Source organism: Desulfosporosinus cupriresistens, assembly GCF_001707885.1.
In the GTDB taxonomy this organism is placed as follows: Bacteria; Bacillota; Desulfitobacteriia; order Desulfitobacteriales; family Desulfitobacteriaceae; genus Desulfosporosinus.
This window is the reverse complement of the sequence record NZ_MASS01000024.1, coordinates 38,549-60,952: the sequence shown is the minus strand read 5'-3', so window position 1 is coordinate 60,952 and position 22,404 is coordinate 38,549. Positions and strand designations below refer to the sequence as shown.

The following is a 22,404-nucleotide window of genomic DNA, read 5'->3' as shown; positions in this document are numbered from 1 at the left end:
TGTATGCCTGGATGGAGTTGACCGGACAGGAAAACCCTTTTTACGAGTATTTTGATGATCTCCTCGATATTTGTGCCAAATACGATGTAACCATAAGCCTAGGAGATGCCTGCCGACCGGGTAGCATTGCCGATGCTACAGACGGTGCCCAAATCTCCGAATTGATTGTCCTGGGAGAATTAACTCAAAGGGCTTGGCAACGCAATGTTCAAGTCATGATTGAAGGACCAGGCCATGTTCCCTTGAATGAGGTTGTGGCCAATGTCCAGTTAGCTAAAAAGCTTTGCCACGGTGCACCCTTTTACATTTTGGGGCCGTTGGTCACTGACATTGCTCCCGGTTACGATCACATCACCAGCGCAATCGGCGGAGCTTTAGCCGCCTCGGTGGGAGCAGATTTTCTTTGCTATGTGACACCGGCTGAGCACCTTCGATTACCGACTTTAGACGACGTGCGCGAAGGGATCATAGCAGTCAAGATCGCTGCTCATGCTGCGGATGTCGCCAAAGGGATACCTGGAGCTGCCGCTTGGGATAGGGAAATGAGCCAAGCTAGGCAGGATTTAGATTGGGAGAAAATGTTTGTCCTAGCTTTGGATCGAGAAAAACCAGAGCGCTATCGAAAAGAGTCCGCCCCAGAACATCAGGACAGCTGCACCATGTGCGGGGAAATGTGCTCGATGCGCCTCATGAACCGTATTATGGACAAATAGTCTAAGTAAATAAAGGAGCAAGTAGCTGGTTGGATGAGAACCTTGCTACTTGCTCCTTTGAAGTTAACCCTATGACATTACTAAACCGCACCACGTTGTCAAGGCACGATTTTACGAATTGTAAATACTCCCTTTATCACACCCATTAAAAACTGTACAAGCTTAAGATTGTGATTAGCCATGCAATAAATAAAAGAGAGTCCGCAATTTGCGTCTCTCATTTATCAGATTATCCTACGATCATTCTTTTACCCACTTGGCGACCATAAAACCAGGATTCGTATTTTTTTGCTTTTCCATTGTTAAAGCTTGTTCTACCGAAGACACCTCAGGCGGAAAATAAAGTGCTTTGCCGATTTCCAGCCGTCCGCCTACCTTCCATTGACGAATTTCAGATTCCGTGTAAAATCGTGCGTGGGCAAAAACGGATTCAGGTTTTGTATTAGCCTTCCTACTATAGAACTCGCTCCAGGGAGATTCCCCCGCTATAACTCCAATTACGAGACATCCTTGGGGCTCTAGATGTTCAAATAATCCAGCTAAAATTTCCTCTGGATTTGGAATAAACTCGAAAGCACTCATCGAAAGAATACCATGATATTGTTCAAGTTGATTGATAATTTGAGTGATATCCCCGTTCAGCCACTTAACCTGATAACCCAAGCGCGCAATCTTTTCTTGAGCTCGCGCCATCATTTTTTTTGATATATCAACAGCCGTGATTTGATACCTCTGTTCCGCTAACATAGTGGTGTATTGTCCGGTTCCACACCCGATTTCTAACATCTTGGGACCGGATGGCTGAAAAAGCTGAACAGCTAAGTCCCGCTCAACTTGATCGATGACTCGTCCTATTTCCGTGTCATACCAGTTGTCATAATCTCCAGCTATCGGATCAAATAGTTCAATCGGCATTATAATCACTCCCCACTTTAGTTCTTTCTACTTTTTCCCTACAGTCCACCACAGCACATCTCATTCATGATTGGTTCCAGCCCCCACGCTAAAGCAAAGTCTATAGTCTCATCCAGTGGAAAAGCCAAGGTATTGATTCCCGCCGCTATGAGCCCTCTCTCCAACCAAGCCTTTTGAGTATAAGGTCGAGCACAACCAAAACTAAGTTTTAGCGATGGATTCAAGAGACGAGTTTGAGCGGTAATCCTGACGATCTCAGCCGGATTTGGTCCACTGACTCCGCCCATCGGAGTACCCGGCACGGCTCGTAAAGCAACTAACACCAATGTTTCCAAAGGATAGTCACTTAACGTTTGAATGAGATTTTCTTCTCCCATGATTTTCCCGTAGTTTAAGCCGAGAACCACATGCGGGACAACATCTAAATTCTCGGCCAGCAGAATTTCTAAAGTCTCGATAAAGTCACTTGGCTTGCGGTCAAGATGATAAACCCTGCGAATTGTAGCGGCATCACCGATCATATCCAGAAAAACCTTATCAACCCCGGCCTGTTTCAACCCGACTGCTGTTTCCTTATCTGCTAAGCCGGTATGCACATGAATTGTAAAGCTCAGGGATTTTAAATAAGCTAAAGCCGACAAAAATGGCTTAAGGGGGACCTGGCCCTTATGATTACATCCTCCGGTTACAAGAAGCCCTGTAACTCCTTTTTTGAGCAGGTTGGTTCCCAGTTCCTGTAGCTTTTCCGGTGTTGGAGATGGGATCATTCCATTCAGCATTTTTCCCTGACAATGGTCACATTGAAGAGCGCAGGAGACTCCCGTGATACTCACATTGAGGAATTGGCCTGAATTACGAAAGTTCTTACCATCATAATGCCTCCCACCTGGAACTGCAAAGTGGATAAAATCAGGGAAGGCTTTTCGGCGCAGATTCCAGGCTTCTTTTAGCAGATCAGGTAAGTTTGAGATCTGATCAAATTCCGTCCAACCTTCTACAATAGTCTTCTCTACCATCTTTTCTTCATTCTTTCTTTTCGCGAAATTCGATAAGCCCTGCGTAGAGTTCATCCCTTATTTGCTTCACATCTCGCATATTGGGAATAAAAGGATAATTGGCTAGTGTAATACCTGGGCGTTCATTGCCATAGGGCCGATTACAGGCAGTCTCACCATCCTTCCCGGGACAGCCGGACGTGCGAAAAGGTTGGCCAGAAGCGACAAAAGGTTCGACATCCATGCCAAAATCATAAACTTGTTCATAACTATTATAGTGCATAGTCTTGGCGCTCGCCAAATCATTCATAATTAGATAACGGGCTAATTGCATGCGGCGGTATTGACCAATGGAGGGGGCTGCTTTCTCGGCCAGAGCACTTCCCGGTTCGGGATAGAACGAAAACAAATGAGCCACCGCGCCTAAATCGTGGACTTGCTGAAAAGTCCTGACCATCTCTTGTTCGCTTTCTCCTAGGCCGACAATGAGATGAACACTGACCTGGCCTTGTCCAAAAACAGCAACGCCCTTTCTCAGAATCTCCCAGTAATGATCCCAGCGATGAGGTCCCCGTACACCTTTTCCGCGGTATTTTTGGAAGATTTCTGCAGTGGCTGTGTCAATCGACACCCCAAGTTGATCGGCACCGGCCTCTTTGAGTTTTTGCAGGTCTTCTGTCTTGCGGATCAACGTTGGGGCACAAAGAATACTAACCGGCAAATTGACTTCCCTGTGTAAACGGGATACAAGATTTAACGAATCCTCAAAGGCTTTCTTATGAGTAATCATGGATAGACAAATACGTTTCAGTGAGTTTTGATATTGTTTTGTCCGTTCAAGAATGAGATCAAAGGAGTAGGTGGGCCAAGCAACCCGAATGAAGGTTGTTCCTTTGGTTTTTTCGGAACGTTTTTGCTCCAAACCACAATAACCACAGCGTCCCTGACAGCCCTCTTGATAAGTCAGGAGCAAGTTTAAGCAGGTGAGCTTGGCATCGCGATAAAAAATACCGCCTTTTAAACCGAGGGTCATCGCGGCCGCAAGACTCGTTTGGATAACCTCCGGACTTTCTAAACCCATTTCCTCGATCTCTTGGGCACGTTCACCTTGGGAACGATAAGGGTGAGTGTTAGACATCACAAGCCTTCTCCCTCTCTAACTCCCTGTCTAACCATACCTTGAGTTGCTCTACGGTCATAAGCATTTGCCCTTCAACGGAATAAGTCTTTATTTTAAAGAGCCAACCGTGCCCATAGGGATCTTGATTAATCGAGCGTGTGTTTTCCAAAACCTCCGCGTTCACGGCACAAATTTCCCCTGCCTGAGGAGCATAAAATCGCCCGACCCATTTTCCTGTTTCCAGAGAACCTACGGCCTCTCCTGCCTTCACCTGAGTACCGGCTTCTGGCAAACTCAAGTACAATATATCCCCCCGAGTGTATTGACCATAGTCAGTCAAGCCAACGGTGACCGTTTCTTCTTCTCGTTTGAGCCACTGATGATGTTCATCATAGAGTAATTCTTCCGGAAAATTCCACTCTCCGATCTTCAAATCTTCACCCACTCTATCATTATAGTATAGGTAGCCAAACGTTCTACATAGTTTAGGTAGTCAAATATTCTATATAGTTTAGGTAACCAAACATCCTACTCCTGTTTCAGAAGCGGGTAATCCTATTCTTCCAAGGACCGCCACAATAACTCAGTAACGTCTAAGACCTCAAGCGGTAATTTTTCCTGTCTTGCCGCCATTTGCAAAGTCTGGACACATTGCTGACACGCCGAGGTTAAAATAGTTGCCCCAGTTGCCACAGCCTCCCGTACCCGTTTCACAGCAATCGCTTGGCTTAACTCCTTATCTACGGCAGCTAGATTCCCTCCCCCACCGCAACAGTCAGCCATCTCCCGGCGATGAGGCATTTCTACAAAGTCAAGTCCCTCCATGGCCTGTAAAAGTTCGCGGGGCTCGTCATAGATTCCACTGTTACGACCCAAATCGCAGGGGTCATGATAAGTGACGGTCTCATCCATATTGCCAGCCTCTAATTGTTTTGTAAGGATTAATCTAGCCAGATACTGTGTTGCATGGAGCACCTCAAAGCCCAGACCTCCCCCGAGGATCGTCGGATATTCATGGGTCCAGGTATGAAAACAGGAGGCACAGCCCGTTATTAAAGTTTTGACACCAAGGGCGCGAACCTTTTCCACATTGTGTTGGGCTAATTCAGTGACTTGCTCAGAGTTTCCCGAAGCGAGGAGGGGAAAGCCACAACACCATTCCTCACTTCCAAGAACGGTGTAATTAACGTTTGCTCGGTCCAATAAGCTGACAATACTTTGAGAGATTCCAGCCGACATCGGATAGAAGGAAGACACACATCCTACAAAGTAGGCAACCTCACTTCCGGTTTTGGAGACTTCTACCTCAACCTCATCTAAATCGTCCACCCAGTCCAGGCGATTTTCATTGGGGAACGTACTGATATTGTGAGTTGTTTTAACTTGATGAGCCATCTGGGTTAAGTTCTGATGTTCCATTCCCCGAGCCCTTAAATCTTCCCGCAGATTCAACCAAAGCTCACGGGTTTTAATCCCAGATGCACATATTTCCGCACATTTACCACACAGCGTACACTCCTGTAAACGCTGAGCATATTGACCTGTGGCTTGTTTCTCCTTTTTCTTCAGGAATACCTCTTTGGCCAAAGCAATTTTCCTGCGGGGTGCCGAGGATTCCCAACCAATTTCTCGGTAAACGGGACAGACACTTCGACAACTACCGCAGCTGCCACAGATATAACTGGTTTTGGCTATTTGCTCCCGAAGTTCTTCAATCGTTTTCATTGTCCTTTGCCTCCTTTTAGGATTTTAAGGACCATAGGTCGAAAGAGACCAATCATAATCATCGCCAAACCAAAGACATGGCTGTTCAAAATAATATTCGGGGGATTGTAACCCTTTCCGGGATTGAGCAGAGCTTGGGGATCTGCCGCTTGTTTGCGCTGGCGGCGGCGTCCTCTTTCTCCCTTGTCATATATTTTTCCTAAATAGGGAGTATTCCAAAAGCCAATGACGTAGGGTTTACCACCCAAACTGTGTCCCAATTTGTAAAGGTTGCTGGTAAAACTAAGATCGACAATGTAACGGATCAGGTTCAGTTCATCTGAGGGATAAAGAACCATCACCAAGGCCATGTCAGGAGACACGAGATGGGCATACGTAACACACAGGGTATTGGTCTTTTGGCCCAATTTACTTAACCTCTCATAAAAGGCCGCAAAATTACGGACCGGGAGTGTCATTTCTGCCGCTAGGAGAGAAGGAAGTGTTTGTTCAAGCCGGAGAGATTTAAACCGATCGGCCCATTCCTCAGCTCCTACTCCATCAGGCAATAAAGTCCCGCCTAGAACTTTTACTTGCTTTCGGATATGAGCAACCGCTTGATCTACTTCGTCACGCTTGCCCTCCAGATCAATTTCCAGGCTATACTTTCCTGGGGGGATCTCCTGAGCGTAGCCAGCTTTCTGGAGCGACATAATGAATTCCGGGCTACTAAAATGAACATTGTACAGAGAAGTGAAATGCTCTCCACCCAGCCAAGACATCATCACCCCAGTATCCGTTGCATTATTAAAAACGGCTAGGAGATGTTCCTCTTTTTCGGGAACGTCACGTACCAACAGCTTAATCTCCGTAATAATTCCCCGGGTTCCTTCAGTACCCATCAAGTCCTTAAATTGTAAGCCTGATTGCTCAGATCCCTGGTTCCTGGCAGGGGCTTTGTCAGGTCGTGATAACTCCACGATTTCTCCAGTGGCCGTCACACCCCGTATAGCCATAATTTGATCGTGAACTGAGCCATAGGGAACAGAGCCGATACCTAAGCCTCCCATGGAAACCCATCCTCCGATCGTAGCGGAGGGTGCACTACTTGGGCTAGAGCACACAGCACAGCCCTGCTGTCGCAATCCGTCATCGAGGTCTTTCCAAGTCATTCCAGCTTTGACCCAGACCATTTTTTTCTGGCTCCCCTGGTCTAGCTCAATTTCCGAAAATCCTTGGAGGCGATTCATATCAATCACTAAACCACTCTTCATCGGAATGCAATTGAAATAGGCAGTAGAGCCCCCGCCCCGGACTGTGACTGGTATTTTGCCTTGCCTGGCCCACTTGATCAAACTAGAGATTTCTTCTGCCGAGATGGGCTGAACCACAGCGTTAGGTAGAGGATTTGTTAGTAAATTAACCAGAATAGCGGGGACATAGGCGACATCTTTAGCATATGGAGCAAGTTCAAAAGGGTCGGTTGTGGTCCTTTTTTCTCCACATATTTTTTGCAAAGCCTGTTCCATGACTATCCCTCCTTACCCGGAACATTCCGGGCAATTTCCCCCTTAAGCCACTCTGCGGCTTTAGCCCCATCCATTAGTTTAGCGGAGTCTTCCTGGAAATTGCTGGGCTCAATCAGCGCAATCCAACCATTTCCATAACAATCCTGGTTCATCTTTTGCGGTTCATGCAATAACTCCTTATTAACCTCCACGATCTTACCTGTTACAGGTACCTCGATACGTCCCGCCCACTTTCCCGACTGCATTGAGCTGAGAAGTTTACCTATTGGTACGTCTTTACCGACTTTGGGTAGTTTAACAAACGAGATATCTCCCGCCAATTTCTGGGCAAAATCATTCATTCCTACTCTGACTAAATTTCCCTCCACTTTCACCCAGGCATGGTCTTCCGTATAGTAGAGGTCATCGGGTAAATTGTACCCTTCAATAATTGCCATACTTTCCACCTCCAGATCTCAATGTTTCACTATGGTTGCGCATGATAGGAACTGCGGACTAAGGGGCCACTTTCCACTTTTTTAAAGCCACGTTCGAGGGCCTGCTCCCGATACCAAGCAAACATACTCGGAGGTATGAACCCTTTTATCGGCAGATGTTTAGGCGTGGGTTGCAGGTATTGGCCGATAGTAAGGTAATCACACCCTACCGCGCGCAAGTCCTCCATAACGCGACAAACTTGCTGTGTTTTCTCTCCAAAGCCGACCATCAAACCACTTTTAGTTTTGATTGCAGGATCAAGTCTTTTAACATCGGCCAGAACCTTCAACGAGCGCTCATAATTTGCCCCCGGCTGCACGTGAGGATAAAGATCTGGGACTGTTTCGATATTGTGACCAATGACCTCTGGCTTAGCGGCAACAATCGTTTCCAGCGCTTGTTCTGATCCCGCCAAATCTGGAATCAACAGTTCAATACTTGTTTGGGGAGTCTTTTGGCGCAAGGCTCTCACAACTCGGGCAAACTCCCCTGCTCCGCCGTCTGGTAAATCATCCCGAGTCACTGATGTGATGACTACGTGTTTAAGGTTAAGGGTTTTGACGGTCTCCGCCACTGCTTCAGCTTCTGCCTGATCAGGAGGACAGGGGATTCCTTTGCTTACTGCGCAGAAACGGCATCCCCTGGTGCAGACGTCGCCAAGAATCATAAACGAGGCGGTGCCTAAAGCAAAGCATTCACCCGCATTGGGACAACGTGCTCCCTCACAGACCGTATGCAAGCGACCCTTTGCTAAAACCCCTTCCATTTCTTCCATCACACCCGCCGTAGGAGCCTGAACCGTTAACCAACTTGGTCGAAAAACTTGTGCTTTCAGACCGTCAGCAAGCAACAAGCTCTCCATATCCTCGGATAGAGAGCGAATCTCCCATCGAAAAAGTGCACACATTTCTTCGATGACCCTATTTTTGACCTCGGAAATGCTAATCGAGCGGTTCAGCTCTTCGGCAAGTGAAGTCATTTGCACACCAGGTAAACCGCAAGGAACAATGGTCTTAAACTGAGACAAATCCGGGTTTACGTTAAGAGCAAAACCGTGAATTGTCACCCAATGATTGACCCCTAAGCCAATGCTGGCAATTTTCTTCTCCCCAACCCAGACTCCGGGAAATCCAACACGTCGCTCCGCTTGGATTCCAAAGGCAGAAAGCGTTCGTATCAGCATTTCTTCTAATTTATAAACCAACAAATGGACGTCCTTATTGTATTCATGGAGATCTAGGATGGGATAGCCTACAAGTTGGCCCGGACCATGAAGAGTAACATCCCCTCCCCTTTCGATCTGGAAAACCTGGAATTCATGAGCAGCGAGCCATTCTTCACCAGCTAAGATATGGTCAAGGCTACTGTCTTTTCCCAACGTGATTGTGGGAGGGTGTTCGACCAAGATCAAGCTATCCGCGACCTGACCCTCGATTCTGAGACTCTGTAACTTCTTTTGGAGTTGCCAAACCGGTTTATAATCCGCTTTCCCGAGGTCAAGAAGATACGTGGGGTGAAACGATTCAACCATCGGTTATCCCCGCTTTCTTTAACCGCCAAAAGCGTTGATACAGGCACGAACTTTTGTTACGGTATAAGCCATAGCCGCGCCGCCTCCAAAAGCGACAGCCACTCCAGCTGCCTCCAGAACTTGTTCACCTGACGCTCCGGCATTCATGGCATTATAAACATGAGCAGCAATACAGAACTCACATTTGGCATAAATGGCAACAGCCACCGCCATTAACTCTTTTTCCATGATCCCCAATTCGCCTTCACAAAAGACCGGCGCCATGAGGCCTTCAAAGCCAATCGCCAATTCCGGATTTTCTTCTTTCAACGCTTCCAGTCCAGTGGTAAATGCTTCCAAGAGATCATGCGGTGTTTCTTTGCCCCCGGTCTTGATCACAAGATCGTCACTGGCTTGCGGTTGTAACTGGAACCAAGGATAGGGATTCTCCAACATTTCTATCAGACGGCCTAAAAAGTCAGCAGCGAGTGAACCGTCAATGATCCGATGGTCCAGAGAAAGACTGAGCGTCATAAAAAAGCGATTTTCTAAGCGACTTTCGACCATAATTGGTTTCTGTTTTATCGTTCCAACACCGAGAATGGCAGTTTCCGGCCGGTTAATAATGGGTGTGAACCCTTCTACTCCGTAGGCCCCCAAATTAGTAATCGTAAAGGTCCCTTGTTCTATCTCTGACGGGTCAAGTTCAGAATTACGAGCTCGCGCTGCCAAGTCTTTAATTTTTGCCGAAATTTGTTCAAGAGTAAGAATCGGCACATTTTTCACATTGGGAACGACGAGCCCCTCTTCCAAGGCGACAGCTACCCCTACATTGATCGATTTGGCTAATTCAATTTCCTTATCAGTGCTCCGCGAGTTCACAAGCGGAAATTCCGCTAAAGCCTGTCCTGTAAACTTAACAAGGAAATCTGTAAAGGAGAATTTGACTCGTTTGTCCGCGCCCAGAGCATTTAATTGCTCCCGAACATCTTTCAACGAGGTCATATCCACTTCTTTCATCAGGGTGACATGGGCAGCCTCTCTCCGACTCTTAATCATGCGATCCGCTATGACGCCCCGCATGCTCTGAGGATCAATGGGACGCAGCTCGGAAGTTGTTTCTCCCTTAACTTGAGCGATGTAATTTAAAACATCTTCTTCAACAACCTTGCCATTTGGGCCACTGCCACTAATTAATCCAAGCGCTACGCCTTCTTTATCGGCGAGTTTAGCCGCACGAGGAGATACCTTGCCGGCACCGGCAAAAACCCCAAAAGGCTTAACAGGTTTGGCTTCTTTCTTCTTCTCTGCGCCGTCACTCCCACCTGCCAGGGCTGCTTGTAAAACACTTTTCGCCTCATCCAGAGCGACTTCTAAGGCAGCGGCATCATCCCCTTCTTCCGCCAAAACAGCAAGCGGAACAGAGATCGGATAGTTCGAGCCTGGAGCACCGATAATCTTATAAAGTACTCCCTTATAAGGTGATTCAACTTTTATATTTACTTTTTCCGTCATCACCTCTAAAAGAGCTTCTCCCAGGGCAACCGTCTCCCCTTCGTTTTTTAGCCAGCTTACTATTTTTCCTTTTTTCATTGTTAAACCTAATTTAGGCATAAGCATGATTTGTGCCATTTTTCTTTTTCCTCCAAATTTATATTTTCATTATAGTTTGGGCCCCAACGGGGCATGAGAGTTTAGAAGAGTATGTGTTTAGAAAAATTTAACGATTTATGAATAGACCTTTTTGGGCAGCACGGTTTAAGGTGCTTTGGACATCGACCACAAACGGCCCTGTCTGCACTAGTTCTACTTCGGCACGGTCTTCTGGACCGACCAATATCTCCCTTTCCCCATCCACCGCTATAACACAAGGGACATGATTTACAACGACTTTCTGACCAGGGCTCATTAATTCGTAGGAACGAACAGGAACCGATCGAATCAGACCAGGTCCTACTGCTGCTTTTACCTGGATTGAGGAGCCTTGAGTTGAATCCAACGTTTGCTCGCCACTTTCCGAGTCTGCGATGATTAAGTTGATCCCTTTGGCTTCGCGCTTATTGATGGGATGCAGGGCACCGACGATTGCCGCAATACCAATATGAAAGGACTCGCCGCACGTAGCCACAATCTGCCGGATCTTACCAATGTCCCAAATCGCCCGGGAACCGACGAACTGCTCAGCTAGCACAACGGCATCTATTAAGGCTATATCTACCGCTTGACCATTAATATAGATAATCAGCTTTTTAGTCCGAATAAGAGAAAACTCTTCTTCTACCGCACCTGTTGCCACTAAACCAGCTGCCAAACCCGCGATTGTTCCTTCCACCATAACCGAGAAAACATTATTAGTTCCTGTCGAAACAGGCATGATCGGAACCTCCCCGGCTCCTTTAGCTACAACTCGGTTGGTTCCGTCACCTCCTAAGGTTACCAGGCAACCTACACCCATTTCCACCATTTGGGCTGCTGCCAACCGCGAATCCTCTTGATTCCCCTTCCAGTGCATGGGCAAGAGCTTTGTCTCCATGGTTAATTGATTCTCACCCCTGAAAACCTCTAAAGCCCGCTCGTAGAAGCCAAAATAATCCGGCATAAACCAGACCCTTTGAACCCCTGCTGCTTGCAGCCCCAGCAAGATTCTCCGGATCAAATTCACTTTTTCCTGATTATCAAAGACCGTGGCATGAGCCACCAAACGGCGGATATCTTTTCCTGAAGCGGGATTTGCAATAATTCCTGCAATCATAGTCTTCTCCTCCTACCCAAGAGCTAAGGGCAACCGAACGATCGGCCGCCCTTCTCGGAGAATGATTTTTCTATACGACATATCCTAGAAAAAGGATTTTACCGCTTCAATAATTTTTGCTTCATCCGGAATATAGGCTGCTTCCAGGTTAGATGCAAAAGGAATAGGAGCAAAGGGTGCCGCTACTCTTTTAATTGATGCATCGAGAGAATCAAAACACTCTTCAGCAACCATTGCGGCGATTTCCGCACCAAATCCTCCCTGTTTGACAGCTTCATGCACAATAACCAGTCGTCCGGTTTTTTCTATGGATTTATACAACGTTTCCTTATCAAACGGTACAAGCGTACGAGGATCAATCACTTCTGCTTCGATTCCCTCTAGAGCTAAGGTTTCCGCAGCCGCTAACGCTTTATGAAGCATCATAGAATAAGCTAAGATCGTGACATCTTTTCCTTCCCGTTTGATATCCGCCTTGCCAAGTGGAATAGTATACTCCCCTTCGGGAACTTCCCCGGTTACCCCAAGGAGGGCTTTATGCTCCAAGTAGATAACCGGATTATCATCACGGATGGCCGATTTCAACAAACCTTTAGCATCTGCTGCAGTCGCCGGCATAACTACTTTAAGCCCAGGAATATGGCACATAAAGGCTTCAAGGCTCTGAGAGTGTTGGGCTGCTGCACCCACTCCGGCACCGCAGGCCATCCTTAACGTCAGCGGAACTTTAGCCTTTCCACCAAACATATAATGCATCTTTGCTGCTTGGTTAAGCAGCTCATCGAGACAGACACCTACGAAGTCCACAAACATGATTTCTGGAACCGGGCGCAAACCAGCGACTGCGGCCCCTACCGCTGAGCCCATGATCGCGGTCTCAGAGATCGGTGCATCCAACACTCTTTCAGCACCAAATTTTTCAAGAAGACCCGTTGTTACTCCAAAACACCCACCGAAGGCTCCAACATCTTCTCCTAAGATATACACTTTCTCATCCCTAAGCATTTCTTCTTCGAGGGCCTCATTGATCGCTTGGGAATATGTCTTTTCTGCCATAATAATCTCACCCCTTCAAATTCCTTAGTCGCAGTAAACATCGGTCGTTAGTTCATCAAGAGACGGTACAGGACTATTCTGAGCAAACTCAACCGCATCAGCAATAATCTTTTTAACTTCAGTATCGATTTGATTGATTTCTGCCTCTGTAGCCATTTTCATTTCTTGCAAACGATTCACGAACCGTGGCAAAGGATCTTTCGCTTTCCAGGCGTTCACTTCTTCATCGCTCCGATATACGCAGGGATCCCCTTCAAAATGGCCGTGATGACGATATGTTTTACATTCAATCAAGACAGGGCCTCCACCAGCACGAGCACGCTTCACAGCTTCTTCTGCTGCTTCGTAGACAGCCATAACGTCATTGCCGTCAACGACCATACCAGGCATTCCGTAGGAGCCTGCGCGGTCTGCAATATCCGTAATATTTTGATGTCTTTCCTGGCTCATTGAAATACCGTACATATTATTCTCGTTGACAAAAATCACAGGTAATTTCTGAACACTCGCCATGTTCAAGGACTCGTGGAAAGTACCCCGGTTCGATGCTGCATCCCCGAAAAAGCAGATTGCAACTCCATTAGTTTTCATATATTTAGCGGCAAAACCTGCCCCGGTTGCTAAAGGTAAACCCGCACCAACAATTCCATTCGCGCCAAGAAAACCTAGTTCTACATCAGCAATATGCATAGAACCGCCTTTTCCTTTACATTCTCCGTCGGCCTTACCGAAAATCTCAGCCATCATTTTGTTAAGCGATGCTCCGCGGGCAATCCCATGCCCATGCCCCCGATGAGTACTAGCGATATAATCCTGTTTTTCTAAGTTCGCACAGACTCCGGTAGCCACAGCCTCTTCACCAATGTACAGGTGAACAAAACCAGGAATTTGACCTTGTGAAAAAAATTTAGCCACAGTCTCTTCAAATTCACGGATCATACGCATTTGACGATATAAATCAAGCATTTGTTCTTTATTAAGCGCCACTTATAATCACTCCTCATCCGAATAAGTTTTTTTCTTTACACACTTGCAAATATCCGCCCTGGTTCTATCAACATAGGAGTCCAAGTCTATCTAGACTGTCCTCAACGACATCACCTACGGCACTAACATACCCGCTACTTCCATCCCCCCCTTTGCTAACCACCCTGTCATTGCGCTAAATGTGATATGATTTTACATTTCTTACATAAATAACAAATTAAGGACAAGAGGCGAAGAATTAACTTTTACGCCCATTTCATTCAGATATTGCAAAATCTCCACAATTTCATTAAATATGCAAACGGTATGCCAACCTTAAAAATTTTCAAAAATTTGCATTAATAAGCAGACAGCTACTGGCTAACAAGGGTTGGCTAATATTGTTTAAAACTATTTAATTCTCTCTATTCAACAAGATTTGCCACGAATGATCGGTTCTGATAATGAACACTGTTCGGTTTTCGAACAATTTGTCAGTTTATTGCGAAATCTTAATCCAACCTTAGTACAAGAATCACAGCTATAATTTTGCCGAAATACCTTGCAGCACAGGTTGACTTACTGATTAAGCTGTTTTAAAATACAGACTCAAAAAATTTGCTTAGGAAACAAATCCTGTTCGTTCCCTAAGCAAATTTTCATAATACGTTTGGCGAGTTAGGGTGCTGTCAATCATCCTCAATGTAACAACACGCCTGAAAGGGTGTTAAAAGGTAGGAGCATAAAAGTGTTCGTACTACTGGTTAGTTACAAGCCACTATCCCTTTAGGGTAGGGGCAGTTGATCTACAATTACTTTATCTAACACTCTTCGAAGGAGATCAAGTTTTAATCGAGTCTGGCTTTGAAAAGTCCCCTGATGGGCTTCCCTATTTTTGCCCAGATGATAGCAGGTCGAATTATCAATGTCTATGAGTACACCTTGTAAGCCAATACGTTCAAAGTCGTGCCGGTGTTTGGCAATAAAGGTCTGACAACACGTTCCTATAAAAGCGCTGCACCCTTGTTCCTTCAAACTTTGTAAAACCCGCTCCAGCATTTCATAGTTCTGTATCGTAACCGGCTCCATCCCATACTCCTCTGCTAATTGATAAGCTTCCCCTATATCGCAGCGTCCACAACGTTCACACCCTTCCGTATAGCGAAACTTACAAGTTGGACTTTTGGCGCAGTAAGGAAGCAACAAAGGCAATGCGTTAAAACTTTTGGTAACCCCAATGTCTCTGGGATTTACACTCTTCCCTACAAAGAAAATCGAGTTCATTTCTTCAGAATGGGCTTCAACTTCGCTTAGCCAGTTCTTTCTTAAGATTTCAATGTCTAATTTACCCTTCAGTTTCATCGATAATTACCTTCCCAGTTCCTTGTAGTTTTCTAAAACTCTTGAATGGACAAACGTTGAACGAAAATAGGCTCATCTTCATTAGAGAATTCAACGGTCAACTCAAATTTTGTTTCAAGCAAATTTTTAACGCCTAGGTCTGAAATATTCCTAGGCGTTTTTTTAAGACTGGAAATTTCTAGAACGGCGAAACCAAAATTTTAATATTTTCTTCCTTATGGTTTACCAGCTCATCAAATCCCTTTTCAATAATATCTTCGAGTTTAATTTTTCCTGTAATCATAGGTTCTCCCTGGATCCGGCCATCATTCATCAACGCAATCGCCGTGCTAAACTCTCCATTATAGGCCAAGGACCCGATAATTTCTTTTTCATTAGCGGTAACCTCGAAAAAGTTAAACGCACTCTCACGTTCAAAGATACCTACCATGACAACTTTACCCATTTTTCGTGCCAATTGTATGGCCAGTGGTGCTGTCTTCTCATTCCCGATACATTCGAAGGAAATATCCGCTCCTAATCCGTCAGTAAGCTCCTTGATCTTGGCAACAACGTCTAATTCTCTCGGGTCGAAGACTGCCGTCGCCCCCATATTTAAAGCATATTCTTTTCTAGCCTTAGCCATTTCAATCACATAAACTTTACTGGCTCCAGCAGCCTTAGCGGCTTGTAATGTCGCGAGTCCAATTGTTCCTGCGCCTAAGACAACGACTATATCTCCTTCGATAACAGGTGCCTTTCGGACGGCATGGATCCCAACTGCTATCGGTTCGATGACAGCCGCTACTTCGTAGGACATATCATCCGGAATTTTATACAGCGTATAGGCTGGTACATTGACATATTCTGCAAAGGCGCCATCTGTCATCAACCCAGTAAACGCCAATTTTTCGCACATACTGTAATTCATGCGTTTACAGTGATAACATTCCCAGCACACTTGGCAAGCATCAGGGGCAACCCGATCTCCCAGCTGAACATTTTTTACTCCCGGCCCGATTTCCACTATTTCCCCGGAAAATTCATGTCCAAGAATAATGGGTGCTTTACTGCCTGTGAGCGCATCCGGAGCTGAAACGGGAATAAAAATCGGACCGGCTAAGTATTCGTGGAGATCGGAACCACAAATTCCACACCATTTAACCTTTACTTTAACCCAACCTTCACCTGGTGTCGGTGGCTCCGGTACATCCACAACTCGAACATCTTTTCTTCCATACCAAACTGCTGCTTTCATTAATCATCTCTCCTTTAAAATTCAAACTTTATTTGTCTTTTTGATTAAGCCATAAGAACCAAAATATACGGCATAAATCAACATGACTAAAATCATTAAATCCATCCACGTTAAAGGATCTCCACCGAATCCTTTGCTAATCTCAGCTTCATGCAGCACTGAAATCGCGAACCACCGGGTATAGACCCAAAACGTTATCAGCCCGAGACCGTAAGTAATTACTACTCTAACAACCTTTTTTGAGACTGTATTGAGAAGTTGATTGTCAAAGACTGTCGCCCAGGTTAAGACCCAAAACAAGATACACACCCCTAATTGAGCTGGCCACATTGTAATCGCAACTCCCAGAGATTTCTGCGCCTCAACGGGGATCAGAAAATTTTTAAGCAAAGCCAAAAACAAGAAATATATTCCTGTCCCGATGACAAAGTTGCCAAAGAGTGATCCCAGAGCCATTTTGGCTCTGGAACCCAATCGACTCCACGGCCAGTTATCTAAGGCATTCGCTGTCGTTAGCCAAGAGACAATAACTGAATAAAACCAACCGACCGCTGTGACCAAGGGAAGAATTACTTTTCCACTCTGGGACCAACTGGCTACACTCGGATAGATTAATACCAGATAACCCAAAAACGCCAAGAAGAACCCTTCGAAGAACTCTATAATGCCTACCCAGGGCTGCTTTAACCCTAAATCCACCCATGGCCAATGCCCCATATTTGTTGGTAAGATACCGAAAAAGTAAAAACCCATTAGGACAATCATACCGGTTGCTGTCCAACCTGCTCCGCTTGGATTAAAAGCTGGTTCAAAACTTCCGATGCCGTAGACGAGTATTCCCACTGTAAGAAAAGCTAAAGCTGTGCCTGTAACAAATGCAACTAATCCTGCTAGGGGTTGCTTTAGCCGCTGAAAAGGCCATAGCTCACCATTAAATGCCAGAAATACGACCTCTAGAACGAACCAGAACATGACAGCACCAAAGGGCTGTGGGTACAGTTTCCAGATCCCTTGCTTTGGATCGGCAAATACATTCCAAACCAGAAGACTAACTACCAGAATTATTGCTAGATGTGCCATTGCAAACGTGATCGAATTAACGGATAAACCAAATTGTTTCTTGGCGCTAATAGTCTTCTCACCGCCCTTCCCTGCCGCATTAGTTGAAGGATCCAAACCCATACACCTCCCAATTAAATTGCCTTTCGTTCTAACTCTCCATTTACAATCGTTCCAAAACAAAATCTTCAATGATTTAATTTCTCCTCTAAAAATACCTCCTTATTGTTAATTTGTTCAGCCAATTTTCTATAATATTGCAAATTTTATGCCAACATTTAATTCTATCAATCTCTTTTAAAAACTCTAAGTACTACTTAAATTAAGGTGTGTTCAGCTTTTTATATACTATCCCTAAAAACAAGTGCCCAGGAACTGAACAGTATGTTCGTTACCCGAGCACTTACTAACCCCTAACTTTTTTAGCTTGTCATATAAAGTATTGCTGACCTATGAAAACGTTAACCTCTCAACCGAGAAACTACATCGTAGCTAACTTAACCTATATATTAACTCATTATAATGCCACCACAAATATTAATGGCTTGACCTGTCATATAGTCGGCGTCAGCAGACGCTAAATAGGAAACCAAGCAAGCGACATCCTCTGGCGTTTCCACCCGTCCGAGAGTTATGAGTTCTGTGTATTTTTTTAACGTTTCCCCTTTAGGCAAGCCTGTTATAATACCCATCTTCTCGTCGATAAGATCCCACATATCGGTACCAACAATTCCCGGGCAATAGGCATTGACATTAATTCCGTAAGGCCCCAGTTCTTTAGCTAAAGCTTGGGTAAATCCGACTACCGCAAATTTGGTAGCGCTGTAGGAAGACAACAGGCTAAACCCGGAATGCCCGGCTATGCTGGCGCAATTAATTATTTTCCCATTCTTTTGCTTGATCATCTGCTTGGCAGCAGCCTGGTCGCATAAAAAGATTCCTTTAGTATTTACGGCGAAAATCCTGTCCCAGTCCTCTTCCGTGATCTCGATAGCCTGCTTAACTTGAGCAATGCCGGCGTTAGCTACCATTATGTCCAGTTTACCAAATTCCGCTACTGCCTGTTCCACCATTGCGTAAACCGCCGCCCCAATGCTGACATCAGCTACAATGGCTAACGCTTTTCTCCCCAATGCTTCAATTTCTTTTACTACCTTGTTCACCGTCTCACTATTGATATCGTTGACCACCACGTCAGCCCCGTCTTGCGCTAATCTTAAAGCAATTCCTCTCCCGATACCCCTTCCGGCTCCAGTAACAATGGCCACTTTACCCTTCAGCTTCATGTTCATTTCCTCCCTCATTTCTCGCAGTCTTCAGGACTGCTCCCTTACGTTTACCCACCCTTCACCCGGTGAAGGTGACTCCGGTACATCTACAACTCGAACATCTTTCTTCCATTAACACACTGCTGATTTCATAAGTACCCTCCCTTTTTAATTACTCACTATCCAAAAGATTGCAAATATTATACCAATTATTTTTCTCCTCTAAATAATACTTACTTTTGACTCACTGAAGCTCATATTTCGGAAAACTCATATATTCAAAATAGTCCAAAATTATTCAATACTAATTTATGAGAAAAGTATTCGGACGATGAAAAATGCCCGAAAAACGAACAGTGTTCGCTTTCCAGGCACTTCATTCACATCAATTATGTTAAAGCCCAGTTTAAGCTCTAACCCCCAACTTTCTCAACTTGTCATATAACGTGTTGCGTCCAATTCCCAATGCTCTTGCTGTTTGTGTGATATTACCATTGAATTTGTTGAACGTGGACTCAACGGTGATTCTCTCAATTTCTGTTAAGGAGATTACTTTTCCAACATTCTGCATGAACATAGGCTGACAGCGTATGTCATTTGGCAAATCGTGAACACTGAGGTATTCCCCTTCAGCCACATTCATCGCATATTCCACGGCATTTTGCAACTCCCTTATATTTCCTGGCCAAGAATAATTACAAATGACCTCAAGGAATTCCGGCTCAACGCCTTTAATCTCTTTATCTAAGTGTTCCGAGAAAACGTTGATCAAATGAAAGGTTATGAGTTCAATATCTCGCCCTCTCTCTCTTAAGGGTGGGATTTGAATGCTTAAGACATGTAAGCGGTAATACAAATCTTGACGGAAACGCCCTTCCTTAACTGCCTTAACAAGGTCTTTGTTGGTAGCAGCAATAATCCGGATGTTAATAGGAATTACCTTTTCTCCACCGACCCTCGTTACTTTCCGTTCCTGCAAAACCCGCAATAGGTTTACCTGCAATTCGATGGGCATATCACCGATCTCATCCAGAAAGATGGTCCCCTCATTGGCCATTTCAAACTTTCCTGGATTCCCTCCTCGTTTTGCTCCAGTAAAGGCTCCTTCATTATAGCCAAAGAGTTCACTCTGAATGAGTTCCCGTGGCAGGGCTGCACAATTAACTGCAACAAAAGGGCCCTCCGAGCGACTGCTGTGATTGTGAATTGCTTGGGCAAACAATTCCTTCCCTGTACCGCTTTCTCCTGTCAAAAGTACATTGGATCGAGAATTTGCAGCGACAGGTATTAATTTTAAGGCATTTTTCATAACCTCAGATTCTCCAATAATATCCTTACAATAAAAACGGGCTGTAGCTCCTACCATCCTGTTTACCAAACGGCGAACCTTATTCATTTCCCGCAAGGTAAACACTACACCAGCCATTGAGCCATCCTTCTTAGAGAATGGACGGGCTGAACATGTACAATGAATACGGTCCCGTCCTTGATCATGCACAATTTCCACATCCGTCTTCCAAAGAAGTTGGTCGGCCATTTCACTGAACTTCTCATTAGGGCCGAGGATTGATTTCAGAAGTTGGCCAGACTCTATTTTTTCACTCAAGCCAAATATTTTTTGGGCAGCGGGATTAAGATGAATAATTCGCCCTTCATTATCAATAGCCAGTAAGCCTTCAGTCACACTCTCAGTTGCTGCACTTAATAGTTCATACGCTCGGTTCTTTTCCTCTTGTATTTCTTCTTTCCGCATTTGATTTTCTATGGCTTCAGCCGCGGCTACAACCATACCAAATGTATGAGAATAGACACATTCAGCGGGGCCGGAGATATCAAAGCATCCGATAATTTCCCCGAGAGAGTTATGAATCGGTGCTCCAGAACATGTCCAGTAATGATGCGATTGACAAAAGTGTTCAGTCCCAGAAATTTGAATGGCCTTATTAATGACCAACGCTGTCCCGATCGCGTTAGTTCCCACTGCCTGTTCTGACCAGTCTGTACCCTTTATGAATCGAATTGTACTTGCAGCCTTATCCAAAATCCCAGAATCTCCGCAAGTGTGCAAAATCCTACCTTCCTTATCTGTAATCACGACCATGAATCCTGAACCCTTGACACTTTGGTAAACGGTATGCATGAAGGGTTTGGCAACCTCTACTAATCGCGAGTTATGATTAATCAGTTTTTGCAGTTTTTCTTGGTCCAATGGATTTTTACCAATGCCCTCATAGGGGTTTATACCATGTTTCTTACAGCGATGCCACGATTCAAGAATCTCTGAGCGTGTAACCGCGACATCGCCCATTCCGCCCTCGATAAAGTTTCTCCACGCCCCTAACGAATCTTCTACACATTTTACAGATTGCATAGACATCCTTGAGCACCTCCTAAAACTTTCTGCTTACGAAATCATCAATTACACATGCTACAAGTTCCTTCTCATTGAAAATTATTAACTGGCCATTGCATAATTACAAATCGAAATCCGTGATCTCCCTATTCTATGGCTACGAACAACCTGTAATAGTTCAGTTAAACCCATCATAAGCAAGCTAACTCCTAAAAATATCAAAGTTGAAACCGGTAGAATCTGTTATATGCAGCATACTCTGCATCTTTCCTTGGCATAGAATTTGCATCAAGGAGTTACAAAGCAAATTTATGTTAGGGGTACTCGTTATGGAATTATACGATCTTAACCTAGTTACCTGGTTTGAATCACAGGTAATTTATCACGCTCTCGCTCACCTAAACCGGGAAGCATTAATTCTCTGTACTCCGGCAACACCTTATGTCAGTGTGGGGTTCCATCAGGATGTGGGCAGCGAAATCGATTTACAGACCTGCAAAGAACAAAATATCCCGATTTTCCGGCGTGAAGTTGGAGGAGGGGTGGTATATTTAGACCACCGACAGGTTTTTTTTCAAATTGTCCTTAACCGAAATAATTCAAACGTCCCCATCAACCGGGAGCGTTTTTACAGAAAGTTCCTTGAACCTGTAGTCCAAACTCTTCGAGATGTCAACTTGGCGGCGGAGTTGCGCTCGCCTTGTGACTTAATTATTAACTTCAAAAAGATTTCCGGCAACGGTGCAGGTCAAATCGGAGAGTGTTATGTCTTGGTAGGAAACATTCTACTGGATTTCAATTATGAGGTTATGTCTTCTCTTATCCGTGTCCCCTCAGAGGGTTTCCGCCAGGAGTATTTACATCAAATGCAAGCAAACCTCACGACATTACAGTCAGAAATAGGGAGAGCCGTAAGTAGTGAGGAAGTTATCGAAAGGCTCAAAACTAACTTCTCAAGAACCTTCTCACTTACTTCAACTAAACTAGACAATCAGGTTCTTGAAAAAATCCACGAACTCACCCCTACGTTTCAATCAAAAGAATGGCTCATGGAAGCCGGGCGCCGCCTCCCCTATCGGGAGATTAAAGTAGCGGAAAACTGTTATATCAGAGAATATAAGGTCTCTCTTGATGGTGCTAAATTAACCTGCCGTTTAGTCCTTGCTGATCAACAAATTACCAAAATTATCTTGAGTGACTCCAACGGCTTAATTTCTCCTTTACTTTTGCGTCGGTTGGAATACTCCCTCCTCGGAAAAAGGATGGATTTTGATACATTAAATGAAGCCTGTAAAGGAGCACATGCCATAAGCCCCTCTAATGCAAAAAATCTAGCCCTTACCCTTAGCGGGAAAAATGTTGCTGGAACGACGTAATAATTCTTAAGT

The 22,404-nt window shown here is 45.0% G+C and carries 19 protein-coding genes; 2 read left to right on the top strand and 17 right to left on the bottom strand.

From position 1 onward, the window contains the following. The coding region (locus DSBG_RS11410) for a phosphomethylpyrimidine synthase ThiC (RefSeq protein ID WP_176716254.1) at nucleotides 1-713 on the top strand (713 nt) is incomplete at its 5' end. A 240-nt stretch (nucleotides 714-953) separates the two neighbouring features. Here the strand turns inward: DSBG_RS11410 and DSBG_RS11405 are convergent. From DSBG_RS11405 to DSBG_RS11325, 17 genes are all read right to left on the bottom strand, one after another. After that, the gene (locus DSBG_RS11405; protein WP_068964456.1) at nucleotides 954-1,628 is read right to left on the bottom strand and encodes a class I SAM-dependent methyltransferase; all 675 of its coding nucleotides are present in this window, start codon (nucleotides 1,626-1,628) and stop codon (nucleotides 954-956) included. Nucleotides 1,629-1,666: 38 nt separating this feature from the next. Next, on the bottom strand, nucleotides 1,667-2,644 hold the full coding sequence (locus DSBG_RS11400) for a radical SAM protein (RefSeq protein WP_068964455.1): 978 nt from the start codon (nucleotides 2,642-2,644) through the stop codon (nucleotides 1,667-1,669). Between the two features lie 7 nt (nucleotides 2,645-2,651). After that, complete coding sequence (locus DSBG_RS11395) at nucleotides 2,652-3,761, bottom strand: radical SAM protein (RefSeq protein ID WP_083236833.1); 1,110 nt, start codon at nucleotides 3,759-3,761, stop codon at nucleotides 2,652-2,654. Then, a complete protein-coding gene (locus DSBG_RS11390) occupies nucleotides 3,754-4,188 on the bottom strand; it encodes a glycine cleavage system protein H (protein ID WP_242877568.1) in 435 nt (144 codons plus the stop codon). Before DSBG_RS11390 ends, DSBG_RS11395 begins: the two co-directional genes overlap by 8 nt. Before the next feature lie 110 nt (nucleotides 4,189-4,298). Continuing rightward, entirely contained in the window at nucleotides 4,299-5,468 is a 1,170-nt protein-coding gene (locus tag DSBG_RS11385) for a (Fe-S)-binding protein (RefSeq protein WP_068964453.1), read from the bottom strand. Then, nucleotides 5,465-6,976: an FAD-binding oxidoreductase gene (locus DSBG_RS11380; RefSeq protein ID WP_068964452.1), complete on the bottom strand. Its 1,512-nt coding sequence runs from the start codon at nucleotides 6,974-6,976 to the stop codon at nucleotides 5,465-5,467. Before DSBG_RS11380 ends, DSBG_RS11385 begins: the two co-directional genes overlap by 4 nt. Nucleotides 6,977-6,978: 2 nt before the next feature. Beyond that, nucleotides 6,979-7,413: a glycine cleavage system protein H gene (locus DSBG_RS11375; protein WP_068964451.1), complete on the bottom strand. Its 435-nt coding sequence runs from the start codon at nucleotides 7,411-7,413 to the stop codon at nucleotides 6,979-6,981. A 29-nt stretch (nucleotides 7,414-7,442) separates the two neighbouring features. After that, nucleotides 7,443-8,984, bottom strand: coding sequence for a lipoyl synthase (lipA, locus tag DSBG_RS24205; RefSeq protein ID WP_068964450.1), 1,542 nt, complete (start codon nucleotides 8,982-8,984; stop codon nucleotides 7,443-7,445). 18 nt (nucleotides 8,985-9,002) lie between these two features. Beyond that, entirely contained in the window at nucleotides 9,003-10,595 is a 1,593-nt protein-coding gene (locus DSBG_RS11365; RefSeq protein ID WP_068964449.1) for a 2-oxo acid dehydrogenase subunit E2, read from the bottom strand. Between the two features lie 88 nt (nucleotides 10,596-10,683). After that, on the bottom strand, nucleotides 10,684-11,715 hold the full coding sequence (locus DSBG_RS11360; RefSeq protein WP_068964448.1) for an ATP-NAD kinase family protein: 1,032 nt from the start codon (nucleotides 11,713-11,715) through the stop codon (nucleotides 10,684-10,686). An 84-nt stretch (nucleotides 11,716-11,799) separates the two neighbouring features. After that, a complete protein-coding gene (locus tag DSBG_RS11355) occupies nucleotides 11,800-12,771 on the bottom strand; it encodes an alpha-ketoacid dehydrogenase subunit beta (RefSeq protein WP_068964447.1) in 972 nt (323 codons plus the stop codon). 24 nt (nucleotides 12,772-12,795) lie between these two features. Further along, on the bottom strand, nucleotides 12,796-13,758 hold the full coding sequence (pdhA, locus tag DSBG_RS11350; RefSeq protein ID WP_068964446.1) for a pyruvate dehydrogenase (acetyl-transferring) E1 component subunit alpha: 963 nt from the start codon (nucleotides 13,756-13,758) through the stop codon (nucleotides 12,796-12,798). Between the two features lie 765 nt (nucleotides 13,759-14,523). Next, nucleotides 14,524-15,099, bottom strand: a complete 576-nt coding sequence (locus DSBG_RS11345) for a DUF116 domain-containing protein (protein WP_068964445.1) — start codon at nucleotides 15,097-15,099, stop codon at nucleotides 14,524-14,526. A 178-nt stretch (nucleotides 15,100-15,277) separates the two neighbouring features. Next, nucleotides 15,278-16,336 carry a 2,3-butanediol dehydrogenase gene (locus DSBG_RS11340; RefSeq protein WP_068964444.1) on the bottom strand — a complete coding sequence of 353 codons (1,059 nt, stop codon included), beginning with the start codon at nucleotides 16,334-16,336 and terminating at the stop codon, nucleotides 15,278-15,280. A 21-nt stretch (nucleotides 16,337-16,357) separates the two neighbouring features. Further along, nucleotides 16,358-17,518, bottom strand: a complete 1,161-nt coding sequence (locus DSBG_RS11335; protein WP_068964443.1) for a hypothetical protein — start codon at nucleotides 17,516-17,518, stop codon at nucleotides 16,358-16,360. A 386-nt stretch (nucleotides 17,519-17,904) separates the two neighbouring features. After that, entirely contained in the window at nucleotides 17,905-18,681 is a 777-nt protein-coding gene (locus DSBG_RS11330; RefSeq protein ID WP_068964442.1) for an acetoin reductase, read from the bottom strand. Nucleotides 18,682-19,069: 388 nt separating this feature from the next. Beyond that, complete coding sequence (locus tag DSBG_RS11325) at nucleotides 19,070-21,040, bottom strand: sigma-54-dependent Fis family transcriptional regulator (protein WP_068964441.1); 1,971 nt, start codon at nucleotides 21,038-21,040, stop codon at nucleotides 19,070-19,072. A 305-nt stretch (nucleotides 21,041-21,345) separates the two neighbouring features. Here DSBG_RS11325 and DSBG_RS11320 point away from each other — a divergent pair, with 305 nt between their 5' ends. Then, on the top strand, nucleotides 21,346-22,392 hold the full coding sequence (locus tag DSBG_RS11320; RefSeq protein ID WP_068964440.1) for a lipoate--protein ligase family protein: 1,047 nt from the start codon (nucleotides 21,346-21,348) through the stop codon (nucleotides 22,390-22,392). The last annotated feature ends 12 nt before the right edge of the window (nucleotides 22,393-22,404 follow it).

Coding starts and splice junctions, on each gene's coding strand:
- DSBG_RS11340 (WP_068964444.1), bottom strand. CDS start 16,336: ATGAAAGCAGCAGTTTGGTATGGAAGAAAAGATGTTCGAGTTGTGGAT.
- DSBG_RS11355 (WP_068964447.1), bottom strand. CDS start 12,771: ATGGCAGAAAAGACATATTCCCAAGCGATCAATGAGGCCCTCGAAGAA.
- lipA (WP_068964450.1), bottom strand. CDS start 8,984: ATGGTTGAATCGTTTCACCCCACGTATCTTCTTGACCTCGGGAAAGCG.
- DSBG_RS11330 (WP_068964442.1), bottom strand. CDS start 18,681: ATGAAGCTGAAGGGTAAAGTGGCCATTGTTACTGGAGCCGGAAGGGGT.
- DSBG_RS11365 (WP_068964449.1), bottom strand. CDS start 10,595: ATGGCACAAATCATGCTTATGCCTAAATTAGGTTTAACAATGAAAAAA.
- DSBG_RS11345 (WP_068964445.1), bottom strand. CDS start 15,099: ATGAAACTGAAGGGTAAATTAGACATTGAAATCTTAAGAAAGAACTGG.
- DSBG_RS11395 (WP_083236833.1), bottom strand. CDS start 3,761: ATGTCTAACACTCACCCTTATCGTTCCCAAGGTGAACGTGCCCAAGAG.
- DSBG_RS11380 (WP_068964452.1), bottom strand. CDS start 6,976: ATGGAACAGGCTTTGCAAAAAATATGTGGAGAAAAAAGGACCACAACC.
- DSBG_RS11335 (WP_068964443.1), bottom strand. CDS start 17,518: ATGGGTTTGGATCCTTCAACTAATGCGGCAGGGAAGGGCGGTGAGAAG.
- DSBG_RS11320 (WP_068964440.1), top strand. CDS start 21,346: ATGGAATTATACGATCTTAACCTAGTTACCTGGTTTGAATCACAGGTA.
- DSBG_RS11385 (WP_068964453.1), bottom strand. CDS start 5,468: ATGAAAACGATTGAAGAACTTCGGGAGCAAATAGCCAAAACCAGTTAT.
- DSBG_RS11375 (WP_068964451.1), bottom strand. CDS start 7,413: ATGGCAATTATTGAAGGGTACAATTTACCCGATGACCTCTACTATACG.
- DSBG_RS11405 (WP_068964456.1), bottom strand. CDS start 1,628: ATGCCGATTGAACTATTTGATCCGATAGCTGGAGATTATGACAACTGG.
- DSBG_RS11400 (WP_068964455.1), bottom strand. CDS start 2,644: ATGGTAGAGAAGACTATTGTAGAAGGTTGGACGGAATTTGATCAGATC.
- DSBG_RS11360 (WP_068964448.1), bottom strand. CDS start 11,715: ATGATTGCAGGAATTATTGCAAATCCCGCTTCAGGAAAAGATATCCGC.
- DSBG_RS11325 (WP_068964441.1), bottom strand. CDS start 21,040: ATGTCTATGCAATCTGTAAAATGTGTAGAAGATTCGTTAGGGGCGTGG.